This is a genomic window from Gaetbulibacter saemankumensis DSM 17032 (genome assembly GCF_000425645.1).
GTDB classification, from domain to species: domain Bacteria; phylum Bacteroidota; class Bacteroidia; order Flavobacteriales; family Flavobacteriaceae; genus Gaetbulibacter; species Gaetbulibacter saemankumensis.
This window is the reverse complement of record NZ_KE384430.1, coordinates 1,182,813-1,196,358: the sequence shown is the minus strand read 5'-3', so window position 1 is coordinate 1,196,358 and position 13,546 is coordinate 1,182,813. Positions and strand designations below refer to the sequence as shown.

The 13,546-nt window shown below is 35.6% G+C and carries 13 protein-coding genes; 6 read left to right on the top strand and 7 right to left on the bottom strand.

Annotated elements, in window-relative coordinates; translation table 11 throughout:
• The first annotated feature begins 1 nt into the window (after position 1).
• Complete coding sequence (locus tag H611_RS0112155; RefSeq protein WP_035483814.1) at positions 2-820, top strand: TPM domain-containing protein; 819 nt, start codon at positions 2-4, stop codon at positions 818-820.
• Positions 821-876: 56 nt separating this feature from the next.
• Here the strand turns inward: H611_RS0112155 and der are convergent, their stop codons facing one another.
• Positions 877-2,181, bottom strand: coding sequence for a ribosome biogenesis GTPase Der (gene der, locus H611_RS0112150; protein WP_027138633.1), 1,305 nt, complete (start codon positions 2,179-2,181; stop codon positions 877-879).
• Positions 2,182-2,350: 169 nt separating this feature from the next.
• Here der and H611_RS0112145 point away from each other — a divergent pair, with 169 nt between their 5' ends.
• Positions 2,351-2,863 (top strand): hypothetical protein, encoded by a 513-nt coding sequence (locus H611_RS0112145; protein ID WP_027138632.1) that lies wholly within the window; start codon positions 2,351-2,353, stop codon positions 2,861-2,863.
• Between the two features lie 43 nt (positions 2,864-2,906).
• Here H611_RS0112145 and era read toward each other — a convergent pair whose 3' ends face one another.
• Both era and H611_RS0112135 read right to left on the bottom strand, forming a co-directional pair.
• Complete coding sequence (gene era, locus H611_RS0112140) at positions 2,907-3,791, bottom strand: GTPase Era (RefSeq protein ID WP_027138631.1); 885 nt, start codon at positions 3,789-3,791, stop codon at positions 2,907-2,909.
• A gap of 130 nt (positions 3,792-3,921) precedes the next feature.
• Positions 3,922-4,650 (bottom strand): FKBP-type peptidyl-prolyl cis-trans isomerase, encoded by a 729-nt coding sequence (locus tag H611_RS0112135; RefSeq protein WP_027138630.1) that lies wholly within the window; start codon positions 4,648-4,650, stop codon positions 3,922-3,924.
• Between the two features lie 201 nt (positions 4,651-4,851).
• Between H611_RS0112135 and H611_RS14305 the strand changes: the two genes are divergently transcribed.
• Positions 4,852-6,387, top strand: a complete 1,536-nt coding sequence (locus H611_RS14305; protein WP_035483810.1) for an aldehyde dehydrogenase (NADP(+)) — start codon at positions 4,852-4,854, stop codon at positions 6,385-6,387.
• 12 nt (positions 6,388-6,399) lie between these two features.
• The gene (locus H611_RS0112120; RefSeq protein ID WP_157515083.1) at positions 6,400-6,696 is read left to right on the top strand and encodes a hypothetical protein; all 297 of its coding nucleotides are present in this window, start codon (positions 6,400-6,402) and stop codon (positions 6,694-6,696) included.
• A gap of 20 nt (positions 6,697-6,716) precedes the next feature.
• Here the strand turns inward: H611_RS0112120 and H611_RS0112115 are convergent, their stop codons facing one another.
• The 4 genes from H611_RS0112115 to H611_RS0112100 form a co-directional block, all read right to left on the bottom strand.
• Positions 6,717-7,724 carry a DUF6588 family protein gene (locus tag H611_RS0112115; protein WP_157515082.1) on the bottom strand — a complete coding sequence of 336 codons (1,008 nt, stop codon included), beginning with the start codon at positions 7,722-7,724 and terminating at the stop codon, positions 6,717-6,719.
• A 106-nt stretch (positions 7,725-7,830) separates the two neighbouring features.
• Positions 7,831-8,886: a hypothetical protein gene (locus tag H611_RS0112110; RefSeq protein ID WP_027138626.1), complete on the bottom strand. Its 1,056-nt coding sequence runs from the start codon at positions 8,884-8,886 to the stop codon at positions 7,831-7,833.
• Positions 8,879-10,825 (bottom strand): hypothetical protein, encoded by a 1,947-nt coding sequence (locus H611_RS0112105; protein ID WP_027138625.1) that lies wholly within the window; start codon positions 10,823-10,825, stop codon positions 8,879-8,881. Before H611_RS0112105 ends, H611_RS0112110 begins: the two co-directional genes overlap by 8 nt.
• A 183-nt stretch (positions 10,826-11,008) precedes the next feature.
• Positions 11,009-11,644: a hypothetical protein gene (locus H611_RS0112100; RefSeq protein ID WP_157515081.1), complete on the bottom strand. Its 636-nt coding sequence runs from the start codon at positions 11,642-11,644 to the stop codon at positions 11,009-11,011.
• A 384-nt stretch (positions 11,645-12,028) separates the two neighbouring features.
• Here H611_RS0112100 and H611_RS0112095 point away from each other — a divergent pair, with 384 nt between their 5' ends.
• Entirely contained in the window at positions 12,029-12,841 is an 813-nt protein-coding gene (locus tag H611_RS0112095) for a hypothetical protein (RefSeq protein WP_157515080.1), read from the top strand.
• Between the two features lie 187 nt (positions 12,842-13,028).
• Positions 13,029-13,487: a TspO/MBR family protein gene (locus H611_RS0112090; protein ID WP_035483808.1), complete on the top strand. Its 459-nt coding sequence runs from the start codon at positions 13,029-13,031 to the stop codon at positions 13,485-13,487.
• Positions 13,488-13,546: the final 59 nt, after the last annotated feature.

Genomic DNA, 13,546 nt, shown 5'->3' with positions numbered 1-13,546 from the left:
TATGATATTTCAACACAAAAGAAAAACATTAAGTACTTTTAAAGTTACTATTCTAACTTTAATTATAAGTGTTTTTGCTTTTAATTCGGTTTACGCTCAATTCGATATTCCACAAAAACCTAAAAAACAGACCTCGGTTTACGACTATGTGAATCTGTTAACCAGTTCAGAACGGAGAAGTCTGGAAGAAAAGCTTATTAAATACTCCGATACAACAACCACACAAATCGTCGTGGCTATTATTAGCACTACGAAAGGTGAAAACATTGGCTTACTGGCACCTAGATGGGGACATGCCTGGGGTATTGGACAAGCCAGAGAAGATAACGGCGTATTTATTTTGCTGGCTCGTGACGACCGCCAAATTTGGATTGCTCCTGGTTATGGTGTTGAAGATCGCCTTACCGCTGGTATTAATGGCGAACTTATACGAAACATCATCATTCCGGAATTTAAAAAAGGTGACTATTATCAAGGCCTCAATAAAGGTACCGATGCTATTTTTGATGTACTAACAGGTGCTTACAAAGGCACTCGAAAAGCCAATAAAAAAGAGGATTCTCCAAACTTCATTTTTATAATAATTATAATCATTTTCATCATCCTAGCCCTGTCTAAAAACAAACGTGGACGTGGAGGAAATAATGGTAAAGGCGGAAACAGACATGGCGGTTTCGATATCTGGGATGCCATCATTCTAAGCAATATGGGACGCGGAAGCTATGGAGGTAGTTCTGGTGGCGGCTTCGGTGGCGGTGGTTTCGGTGGTGGCTTTGGCGGCGGCGGATTCTCGGGCGGCGGTGCTGGAGGTAGTTGGTAACAACAAAAAGCCCTGAATATTTAATAAATATTCAGGGCTTTTTGTTTGCACCGTTTTTACTTCTTGCGCATATACACACTTACAGGCACTCCTGTAAAATCGAAATATTCACGTAATTTATTCTCTAAAAAACGTTTATACGGGTCTTTAACATACTGTGGTAAGTTACAGAAAAAAGCAAACTGTGGCTGTGGTGTAGGCAACTGCATCACATATTTAATTTTAACAAACTTACCCTTATAAGCTGGCGGCGGATAATTTTCAATTAAAGGTAAAAACACCTCGTTCAACTGACTGGTTTTTATTTTTTTGGTACGGTTTTTATAAACTTCAACAGCCGTTTCAATAGCCTTATAAATACGTTGTTTTGACAAGGCAGAAATAAATACTATAGGTACATCTGTAAATGGTTCGATTTGCTTTCTAATGGCTTTTTCGTATTCTTTTACAGATTTATGATCTTTTTCTACTAAATCCCATTTATTTACAAGAATAACAATACCCTTACGATTACGCTCCGCTAACCAAAATATATTCTGAACCTGTCCGTCGAACCCTCTGGTAGCATCAAATACCACTAAACACACATCGGCATGTTCAATTGCACGTACACTACGCATCACAGAATAGAATTCTAAATCCTCCTTTACTTTCGATTTACGTCTTATTCCAGCGGTATCTACTAAGTTAAACTCAAAACCAAATCGGTTGTATTTTGTATCGATGGCATCTCGGGTGGTGCCAGCTACATCGGTTACAATATATCTATCTTCTCCAATTAAAGCATTAATAAACGATGATTTTCCAGCGTTAGGACGCCCGACAACAGCAAATCGCGGTAATTCGTCTTCAATAACTTCTTCCTTCTCTGGTAAAGCTTCAACAACCGCATCTAATAAATCCCCGGTTCCACTACCATTAATTCCTGCCACGGTAAAATACTCCCCTAGGCCTAAAGAATAAAATTCTACAGCATCTTCGGCACGCTTAGCATTGTCTACTTTATTAACAACCAGAAATACAGGCTTGGTAACTTTTCTAAGTAAGTTAGCCACATCTTCATCCATACCGGTAACTCCTGTCTCCACATCCACCATAAAGATAATAGCATCAGCTTCATCAATCGCTAATTCCACCTGTTTATCAATCTCTGCTTCAAATACATCATCACTACCTAAAACATATCCTCCGGTATCGATTAATGAAAATTCCTTTCCATTCCAATCGGTCTTACCGTAATGTCTGTCTCGGGTAACTCCACTTACAGCATCAACAATGGCTTCCCTACGTTGAATTAAACGATTAAAAAAAGTTGATTTTCCAACATTTGGACGACCTACTATGGCTACGATATTACTCATTTTGTAAATTATATAAACAGCCAGTGGCTGATAAATTCAGTTTATTACTTCTTAAATATTTTGCAAAAATAGGAAATATCCCCTTGCTAAAGTTCTTTTTTACAAAAGATTAAAATTGTTTCAATTTTAATTAAATATTCTTATTTTAAATGTTGAAAACAAAGTGAATATGACAAGCACCAATGATATTATTTTAAGGCCTCGTTTTAAAATTAAAATGCAGGAGAATAATGAAACGCTTCTTCAGGCTTTTCAAGCTTTAAAAAACGCGCAATCTGATTTTATCTTAAGTCGGATTGACGATCATGTCTTTATTCGATTCCCCAAACACAAACAACATTTCTGGTCGCCTCAATTACATTTGGAAATTAATGAGGCAGAGGATAACAGTTCTATAGTCCACGGCTTGTTTGGCCCCAACCCTACGGTTTGGACACTATTTATGTTTTCTCACTTTATTGTGATTCTAATTTTTGTTGCCTTTGGCATATGGGCTTACAGTAACTGGACATTAGACACCTCTTATTCGGCACAACTCACCGTTATGTTACTTATGGTTATTGTTTGGGTATTCCTATATATTGCTGGTAGCATTGGGAAAGCAACCAGCAAAGATGAAATGCAGGAATTACATCAATTTATGACAACAGTACTAAGACCTTTTAAACCAAAATGGCCTTAACACTTAAAGTGCTAAAGCCATTTTGAATATTTTTTAATTGAATCTACTTTTGATTGTACCCGAAACGTCTTAATTGATTTTGATTACTGCGCCAGTTTTTATTAACCTTCACATAGGTTTCTAAATGAATTTGCTTTCCGAAAAAGGCTTCCAGATCTTTACGCGCTTCTACACCTACACGCTTCAATGCACTCCCCTTGTGTCCAATAATAATTCCTTTTTGTGTTTCACGTTCCACCATGATTACGGCACGAACACGAATTATATTATCTTCTTCATGAAACTCCTCAGTTTCTATTTCAACAGCATAAGGAATTTCCTTTTTATAATGCAATAGGATTTTTTCACGAATGGTTTCGTTTATAAAGAAACGCTCTGGCTTATCTGTTAACTGATCTTTTGGGTAAAATGCCGGAGATTCTGGTAGTAGTTCAATGATACGGTCGAAAACTTCCTTCACATTAAATCCTTCTAAAGCCGACACAGGAAATATTTCGGCATTAGGCACTTTTTCTGCCCACAGCTGCACCTGTGCTTCTAACTGCTCCTGATTGGATTTATCAATTTTATTTAGCAGAAGTAATACTGGAATTTTAGAACCCGTAATTTTATTAAAAAAGGCTTCATCTTTTAATTCCTGCTCACCTATTTCAACCATATAAAGCAAGACATCGGCATCTTCAAAAGCCGATTTCACGAAATCCATCATAGACTCTTGCAGCTCGTAAGCTGGTTTTATAATCCCTGGTGTATCCGATAACACCACCTGAAAATCATCACCATTTACAATTCCTAAAATTCTATGTCTTGTAGTTTGTGCTTTCGATGTAATAATAGAAAGTTTTTCACCAACAAAGGCATTCATTAAAGTTGATTTACCAACATTTGGATTTCCAATAATATTTACAAAACCGGCTTTATGGCTCATAGTGCTACAATTAAATTCGCTGCAAATTTACAACCTTGATTTATTTATTGTGCTATTTACAACTTATATAAACGAAAAAAGCAGGAAATTAATTCCTGCTTTCAACTATAATTTTAAGAAACTAATATAATTAGTTCATTACTTCAATAAGTTCTACTTCAAAAACTAATGGAGCAAATGGCTCAATTTTTCCTCCTGGACGTGGTGTAGCACCGTAAGCTAATTCTTGAGGAATAAAGAATTTATATTTAGCACCTTGAGACATTAACTGTAACCCTTCAGTCCATCCTTTAATTACCTGACCAACACCAAAGGTTGCAGGCTCCCCTCTATCAACAGAACTATCAAATACAGTACCATCTATTAAAGTACCATGGTAATGTACTTTTACTCTTGATGTAGCCTTTGGCTTTTCACCGTCACCCTCGTTTAAAACAATGTATTGAAGACCACTTTCAGTAACCTGAACACCTTCTTTACCTTTATTTTCTGCTAAGAAATTTTCACCTTCAATTTTTTTCTCACCAAATTCTTCTAAAGCTTTTTTCTCAGCTTCTTCTTGTTGTTTCTTTCTAGCGTCTGCTTGTTTCTTTTGAAAATAAGAACTTAAAATACCTTGTACTTGTTCCGCTTCTAATAGTACATCGGTAGAATCAACCGCATTTACAAACCCTTGGATAAATAAGTCTTTGTCTATTTCAGCAACATTCGTATTAACATTTCTCGCAACATCCATTCCTATTGCATAACTCACTGAATCAATTTCAGTATTTAAAGATTTTTTAGTAACACCCCCATTATTACATGAAGCCATTACTAAACCAACAGTTACAACACTTAATGATTTAATTATTTTCATTTTTATTTATTTAGTTTTTAAAATTTAAGATGCTAAAGTAATAAAATTAAAGTCAGATGAAAACAATGTGAGGAATGATTTTTTAATATCCGTGAATTCTTCTGATTCCTTTTTGCTAATTTTACACAAATTAGCGGTTTTATAAAGAACATCGGCTTTTTTATCTATACTCTCACCATAAGGGCATAACATATTTTCAAGATGAATATTATAGGCAAAAATCATATAGGGCATCGATTAAGTAGTAAAAGCAATGAAACCCTTAAAATTATCAATCCGGAAACGAATACCGAGAATTCTAACATTTTCTATGAAGCCACTTTAGAAGAAGTTAGTGAAGCGGCTAACTTAGCACATTCAGCATTTATAACTTTCCGAAACATATCAGGCCCACAACGTGCTCGATTTCTTAATAAGATTGCCGATAATATTTTAAAACTTGACAATAAATTAATAGAAAGCTATAAGGAAGAATCAGGATTAACTGAAGCTCGTGCAATTAACGAACGCGCTCGTACCATTTTTCAGCTTCGATCTTTTGCCGAACTTATTCACAACAACAATTGGCGAGAATCCATTATAGAAGAGGCAGAACCTAAAAGAATACCTAATCCTAAACCGGATTTAAGGAAAACCCAGATTCCGTTAGGTCCGGTTGTTGTTTTTGGCTCCAGTAATTTCCCTTTAGCCTATTCAACAGCTGGGGGTGATACCGCAAGTGCTCTGGCTTCAGGTTGCCCCGTTATTGTTAAAGCTCATGAAATGCATTTAAAAACATCCTCTTTGGTAGCCCAAGCCATAATAGAGGCCGCTCAGGAAACAGGCATGCCTGATGGCGTTTTTTCGCATATCATCGGGCGAGGAAAAACCGTTGGTACTGCACTCGTAAAACATCCTAGAGTTAAAGCGGTTGGTTTTACCGGAAGTATTAGTGGCGGCCGTGCTTTGTTCGATTTAGCCGCACAACGTCCTGAACCTATTCCTGTTTTTGCTGAAATGGGCAGCATCAACCCTGTCGTAATTACTGGTAAAGCATTAAAAAAACGCTATAAAAAAATAGCCGAAATGTATGCAAATTCAATCACTCAAGGCACGGGTCAGTTTTGCACTAACCCCGGGCTTATTTTAACCATGGAAAGTGACAACACCAGTGATTTTATTCGGGAATTAGCAAAACAAGTTAGTAAGATTCCTTCGCAATGCATGTTGCACCCTAACATAAAAGCCCGTTATGAACAGTTAACTCAGGACATAAAAACAGCAAATGATTTACAAATTGTAACAGATATAAAAAACGCAAACAAGCCTAATTATGCTGATGCACTTATTGCTACGGTTTCAGGTAAAACGTTTTTAAACCATTCTAAATTACATCAGGAAATATTTGGTCCGTTTTCTTTAGTGGTTAGAGTTGCAAACAATAATGAATTATTGGCCATCATAGAGGATTTAGAAGGCCAGCTAACTGGAACTATTATGGCTGAACAGGAAGAATACCCAGATTTACCTCCCCTAATTGATGCCTTACAAAACCGTGTGGGTCGACTTATCTTTAATGGGGTCCCTACAGGAGTAGAAGTTTGTGCAGCCATGCAACATGGCGGACCTTATCCCGCTTCATCGGATTCAAGATTCACAGCCGTTGGCGTGCATTCTATTAAACGCTGGGTGCGCCCTGTAAGTTATCAATCGTTTCCTAAGGAATTGCTTCCCGAAAATTTAAAACAACATGAATAAAAAATAATAATTATGAAAAAAAGCATCACATCAATTTTATGCATAAGCTTATTAAGTATGAGTTTGCAATCCTGCAAAACCGCAAAATGCCCGAATACTACTGGTACTTTAAAAGATCTAACCGGTCTTGATGGCTGTGGTTGGGTTATAGAACTGGAAGATCAGAGCAAATTAGAACCTACCAATCTTAACGATTTTAATATCGCATTAGAAGAAGGCAAAACGGTTCATTTTAAATACTCAGAAAACAAAGAAATGGGAAGCATTTGTATGGTGGGCAAATCGGTTACTCTAGAATGCATAGAATAACAAGGTGATGGGAGCCTATTTTATTTATTTCTTAGTTTATAGTTAATACCTAATGCAAGATTATTATATCCCTGGAATGTATAATCTAAATTAATACTAAAACTACTTATATTAACATTTGCTCCCACACTTAATTTCACTCCGGAAATTTTCGTTTCCATACTGAAGGGATCGTGGAATTCTAGCGTTTTATTATCTAATTCAATAATATAATTACCATTCAAATCATATTGTGAGCGGCCAATTACATAGCCAAGCCCGCCATAAACATTATAAATTGGATTTTTAGAAGAAGCTATCATTTCAAATAACATGGTATTTAAATAGCCCTTAGCACTTTGGGAATCACCTTTCACAAAACCATCAGCCTGAAAATTATATTTCGCATCCAATCGTGTATATGCCATCATAGCAGATATTGCCAATGGCCATTCATTTATTCGGTTTATGCTTTTTGTAAATTCATGCTTTAATCCAACACCTACAGCACCCACCGAGCCTTCATCAATTTTTACCTTTGGAAAATACCGGAATGTAATTTCAAAGCTTGCTGGCAAACCTAAACCCAACTGTAAAAAAGGACTTGGTAATAAATCCATTTTAAATAAACCAATACCAGTTGGTGCATCAAACTCATAGGTTTCACCATCTACGGTAGCTGCAAACCTCACATTAGATGAAGTACTCCCCAGAATAGTTGGAATACGAACAATATTACTATTACTACCTACAACGTCTAAATTTTCTATTTTGGAAAGATCTAATTCTTTATACTGCTTCTCACTGGGAACAAAAGAACCTACCGTAACCAAAGACAGCTCCATATTCCATTTTTTCTTAACTCGAGCCGAATTATACCAACCACCTGAAAGAGCATACATTAATCCTTCATTTAAGGGTTCTGTATAAGCCGAAGCCAGCTCTTCAGCTCGGTCCACTCCTAAAATTAAATATTCTTTAAAATCAATATTTTGAGCAAAACTTTGTCCGAACAACAGCAAAACGATTATAAGGGATGGTAATTTCACAGAGTCAATAATTTAATTCGTTAAAACCCATAAGATTTACTATTAAAAATACGACAATCTTTTTTAAATTACATGAGAAATCCAACTAAAAAATTAATATCAGGCACTACAAAGTTAATCCACTTAAAATGTTTTTTCCTTTAAATCCAAAACGGTACCCCAAACCAATTACTAGTTGTTTTCTGCTACCTAAAAACGAATAGATACCCGTTATGGTATAACGATGGTTTATTTGATAATTAAAGCCCGTACTTAAACTCACCGGATTATTTAAGAATTTATTAAATCTGTAATGAAGTAAGATAGGATCATCGCTTGATAACCATCTTGAAGCGCCACTGTAAAAAGGTTCTAAAACCTCTTGTTCTCTATCTGACAGCCCATCATACCACCCATTTAATTGCTCTAATGCTCTTTCCTTCTTTTCTGGAGTAATACCCAAATTTTTATCGAAGTTTAAGGCGCCTTCTCCCGGGCGCGATAAACCGAGATATTGGGCCCCAACCAAAAGAGCCAATCTCATTTCCGGCTTGTTTGGAAAACGGATTAAATGTCCTATTCGGCCCCCTACAACAATGGAACGACTGGGCTTATCTAAACTACTGCTATAAGTCCAGGCCATAGTAAAATCACCCGATACTATTAAAGGCCCTACACCTCCAGCGACCACCGTACCCCAACCAACTGTGGTACTAGTCTTAGGTCTTGTATTAAAGGTCATTTCAAAAGGAAGACCTAAACTAACTTCCTGCCCGCTATATATCTCACCAACTATACCATATACATTCCAGAATGGTAAAAGCCATACATCATAGCGAAGCGTTGCCGCTATTACATCGGCTTTAAGGCTTCTAAATCTGGCAAAATTATCGATAGGTGTTAAATCACCTTCATCAAATCCTACAAAAGCATCACTTAAACCTAAATATAATTGAGACGAGGTAATATTTAAACCAAGTCCGTTTGGATAGGGTAAGTCGAACCCCATTTTTCTAAGTTTATCTCCCATGATAGGAAAACGCCATTCGTAGGGTGTACGCTTTAAACTATCTCTGTAGTGCTCTAATTTATCTCCAAGACTTATACTTGTATACTGGCCATAAGAGGCAAAAGTTGTAATTAAAAATACAATTACAATGTATATTGTTTTTTGTTTAATCATGTCTTAATACAATTGTTGCGCTTTTAAAATTATTAGCTATTTGAACATTATCCCAGGAAGCCTTATAAATAAGAATAGATATTATAGTCGCTACACGTTCTTCTGTAATGGTATCTTCAAAAATACCACTGGCTACGATGGCATCAATTAAATTTTGAACCACTTGCTCGACGTCTGTCTGTTGTATAGATTCAAGAATAGGCAATAAAATAGCCGCGATATTTTCTTCGGTAATGGTATCTTTAATGATATCTAAAGCTAAAATTTGTTTTGCTATAAAATTAGCCACTGCTTCTGCATTTAAATTGGCAAAGGCATCAAGTATCGGAAATAAAATAGTTTTTAAATTTTCCGGGGTTACATTCTGTTCTACAAAACTGTTTAAAGCCTTAGCAATGATAAAAGTTGTTAGTTCCGGATTAATATTGTCTAATATTGGACTAAGTAAATCTCGCAAATAAGTAATGATAACAGGAGATATTTCAGGCTCTAAACTAAGCAACCAACGGGTTATCGTGGTTCCTGCCAACTCTGAATCTATAGACTGCAGGTAATTAATACCAGAAGTAAATACACTGCTTATATTTTCTTTATTTAAGAACTGCGACAACAACAAATTAGCCACATCATTCGCGGCATTCTCAGGACCGCCTGCCAAACCTATAAGAGGTTTCGCTGCAATAAAAGCCGCCTTAATAGTACTTTGCATACTATCGTAGTCTGGCGCTAAATTAACATCTTCGAATTTTTCATTAATTAAGTCTACCAAATCCTTAATAGCATTGGTTGCCTCTGTTGCCAGTGCCCCCATTTCAAAAATAGAAGTTTCATCTATTCTTTCTGTAAATGGCAGTATGATATTGGATATATTTTCCTGATTCACCCAAATATCCTGAACATAATAAGCTAAAGTATCGGATATCACACCCACTTGTTGCTCATCCAGTTCGGTAAATCTCTCCCATGCCGCTGTTAAAACTGGCTGTACGGTATCTTCATCGAAGACCTCAAAAAACAAATTAACTACAAGTGTTGCAATAGTTTCAGCAATCTGTTCTGAATTGGTTGGTATTTGTTCAACGTATGGCAAGAGTAGATTATAAATCCCTTCTTCAGAAATCCGTTCATTAACAAAATTAGCTATTTCATTAGCAATCTCCTCTGAGACCTGGTCCGGATCAATATTGGTAATTTTCTCTAATTCAACTTTTAAAAGTTCCGTAAGTTTCCCTTCCCAGTCAACCTGCTGTAAAGCATTTAATATTTCTTTTGCCAGCAACCTGGCCGCCTCATCGGGATCGAACTCATTAATAAACTCTAGCTTACCCGAAATGGCATCAACAATAACATCATTAATTAACTTCTGTAAACTCTCATTATTAAAAAGTAATTTCGCAATGGCATTACCTATTTTTGTTGGTGTTCTATTCGCTACATTATCTACAAGTTTTTGATTTATTTTTTCAATTAATCGTGAGGCACTACCTTCATTCACCGTAAAGTTCATTTCTTGCCTATTTGTATCGTATATGTAGTCATAAATCAAGGCTTCTTCAGCATTAATACGAATATTTTTTTGGTTCACGACAAAATAGGTAGGTTCATCATCACCAAAAAGATCTATCTGCCCCCCTGTGGTAATAATTTTTCTATCTTTCGTAAAATTTACGGTGTAAGTTTGCATATCACTAGCATCTAACACCATATCATCCAAATCGTATTTCCCCTCTCGAATTAAGGCATCGGAACTATCAAACAATAATGGCGGTGGAATATCTTCATCCTTAACATCAATTAAGAATTGAACCAATTGCCAATCATACTTTTGCAAGGTTGCATTGGTCTTATCGACAGCTTCAATTATAGGATCTAATGGTTCTTCACAACCATAAATAAACAGTATAAAACAAGAAAAAATTACAGGTAGTTTTATTTTCATAGTTAGTTAATTAATCTGGAACAACTTAAAGTTTATTGCGTTCCCAACAATAAACCATGCACCTAATAGGTTAATAATTATTTAATAAATCTAATAAATTTCAATTCAATACGTTATGTTAAAATGTTAAAATTTTTAACATAATTAACATTCCTATTTATTATGATTGGTACTGAAAACGCATTAAGGCTCAACACTATCCTCTAACAACTTATTAACCAGCTCTTTGGCGTAAATCTTTGAGACCTGAGATAAATTAGAGGGATCTTTTATAACAAAATGTCCTACCCACTGTAAATTATCTTCCTTATCTACCTGAATATCATACAAACAACTTTCTAAAGAAAATTCGACTCCGGACTCTATCGTATCTGGAGCCCAGGTTGTCATTGGATAAACACCTATATAACGTCCGAACCTACCATAGCGCACCGGGTAATATTGCATATAAGCCCCTCCTGACACCACATCCTGATACTGATCTTTACTTAAAAAGTTATTGATTATAATTCCTGTAAATCCCTTACTCGCGAGATCGTCTACCATAGCTTCTACTTGCTCTTCAGACAACTCCTTAGACAAGCGCTCCGTTTTTATAGTTTTATAAGAAGCCTCTGCTTTAATATTAGATTCTAATAACTTATTTACTACGGCATCCTCCAGACTCACACGTGCCGTCATATTAGCAAAGCGTGAAATCACCAAAATCTTATCGTACTTATTTTTTTGGCTACTTATATTTTTGGAATCGGTTAAATATAAAGAGCCACAACTTGTCAATAGTAATAGCCCGAAAAAAATAAACAGATATTTTTTCATTTCGTAAGATATTTTGGGTTAACACACTAGAATTGTGTAGCCTAATATACATAATTTAAAATAAATTAGTAACAACACTATTTAAATTTCATAATCTCTTAATAAGTCACTAGAATTCTTTTTTTAAGGAGAAATTTCATAGATATAATCATCAATCTCATAAAAAATAAAAGCATCTTATTGTCTAATGTTTAACATTTTAATATCTTTAACTACAACTGAATCAATAATTTCTCGGAATTATAACATTTAAAACTAAGGCCATTACGCCATGCTATGCATGGTCAATTTAAATAGACTAAATAACACTTTCCATATAAAAGCTAATACAACACACTAACTTATAATAAACTTATGAAAGCAGCTCGACACCAACCGAACCACATGTCATTCTTCCTTGTTTTTGTATTTTCTTGCCTTTTTACTTTAGCACAAAATGAAAACAATATGGTTCAAGACAGTATTATACACCTTGATGATTCCAATAAAATTACCTGGGATATGTCTTTCACCATTAAAACCATGAATGTATTTAGAGGCGTAGTCCCATCACGTACACCTGTTTACGCTACACAGGCAGGAGTTAAATTAGGCGACTTTATAATTGGAGCCTATGGCGGCTCTTCTTTTAACAATGGTTACGTAGAAACCGATTTAATACTAGGCTACTACCAGCCTAAATTCAATATAAGAGCCGATTGGTATTACAACTTTACACAAGGTATTACTAACAGACCTACTCCAGACGGTTTTTTCGATTTTAAACCCAGCTCGACACGCGGCATGTTAGATGTTATGTTAAATGTAAAACTTACTAAACATTTGGAATTTGGTTCATCAACCCTTGTGTATGGGCGCGACCGAGGCGTACTTCAGGAAGATGCTGAAAATAACATTCCACTTCGTCGCGGTGAACAACGTTACTCCCAGTTCTTTAGCTTACAATATGCCTGGGAATTTCCAAATGCCAAAGTATATTTTCATGCCGGATATTCGTTTAGTTGGCAAGATCCATCGGGAGCATCCTTTTACAACAAAAAGCCTGGATTTAATGACATAGGGGTTTCATTTTACAAAAACATCATAAGCTCTGAAACCATTACTATTCCTTTCAAGGCTGCCCTCGTATTTAACACGCTTAGCAATGATGTATATCTTACAGGCACCCTAATGCTATTACAATTATCTAAATTATAACCTAAAGCGCTATAATTATTTGAATTTTGCTCCATGAGGCTTCAATTGTCCCTTGTGGAGCAATTTTTTATTTATAAAGATAAAAACGGCAGTTAATTCGGGGGGATATATTTAACTTTTACTGACAGATTAATGCAATCTTGAAACAGAACTTCATATATTAGCATTATCAAGTAACATTATTCTCATGGTTTACAGACTCATTTTATTCCTTATTTTAAATTTTGGAGCATTAGCTATAGGTAGTTTATTTACCAGTGAAGGTGTAGGGTCTAACTGGTATGCTAATTTAAATAAAGCGCCATGGACACCACCCGGCTGGGTTTTTGGTGCCGCCTGGACAGGAATCATGATTTGTTTTAGCATTTACATGGCCTATTTATGGCCTGTTACACAGCACAAAACAACACTCATTATGTTATATGCCTTGCAGTGGGTTTTAAATGTGAGTTGGAACCCAACATTTTTTTATTTTCATCAAGTATTAGGAGGTCTTGCTATAATAACCGGTCTTACGGTTCTTGTTTGGCTGTTATTTTTTAAATATCTGCCCTTTCTTAAACTGAAAAGCTTTTTACTGTTACCATATGGCATCTGGCTTTTAATTGCCACTTCTTTGAATGCCTATATTCTTTTAAGAAACTAAGTATTTATTATATTTCAAAATTATTACATGTGAGCTATCCGCTTCTTAACTCTGTTTCG

Excerpts from the sequence above, each read along its gene's own strand:
- H611_RS0112090 (WP_035483808.1), top strand. The coding sequence starts at position 13,029 with ATGGTTTACAGACTCATTTTATTCCTTATTTTAAATTTTGGAGCATTA.
- H611_RS14305 (WP_035483810.1), top strand. The coding sequence starts at position 4,852 with ATGAATATTATAGGCAAAAATCATATAGGGCATCGATTAAGTAGTAAA.
- H611_RS0112105 (WP_027138625.1), bottom strand. The coding sequence starts at position 10,825 with ATGAAAATAAAACTACCTGTAATTTTTTCTTGTTTTATACTGTTTATT.
- H611_RS0112095 (WP_157515080.1), top strand. The coding sequence starts at position 12,029 with ATGTCATTCTTCCTTGTTTTTGTATTTTCTTGCCTTTTTACTTTAGCA.
- H611_RS0112120 (WP_157515083.1), top strand. The coding sequence starts at position 6,400 with ATGAAAAAAAGCATCACATCAATTTTATGCATAAGCTTATTAAGTATG.
- H611_RS0112135 (WP_027138630.1), bottom strand. The coding sequence starts at position 4,650 with ATGAAAATAATTAAATCATTAAGTGTTGTAACTGTTGGTTTAGTAATG.
- H611_RS0112110 (WP_027138626.1), bottom strand. The coding sequence starts at position 8,886 with ATGATTAAACAAAAAACAATATACATTGTAATTGTATTTTTAATTACA.
- H611_RS0112145 (WP_027138632.1), top strand. The coding sequence starts at position 2,351 with ATGACAAGCACCAATGATATTATTTTAAGGCCTCGTTTTAAAATTAAA.
- der (WP_027138633.1), bottom strand. The coding sequence starts at position 2,181 with ATGAGTAATATCGTAGCCATAGTAGGTCGTCCAAATGTTGGAAAATCA.
- H611_RS0112100 (WP_157515081.1), bottom strand. The coding sequence starts at position 11,644 with ATGAAAAAATATCTGTTTATTTTTTTCGGGCTATTACTATTGACAAGT.
- H611_RS0112155 (WP_035483814.1), top strand. The coding sequence starts at position 2 with ATGATATTTCAACACAAAAGAAAAACATTAAGTACTTTTAAAGTTACT.
- era (WP_027138631.1), bottom strand. The coding sequence starts at position 3,791 with ATGAGCCATAAAGCCGGTTTTGTAAATATTATTGGAAATCCAAATGTT.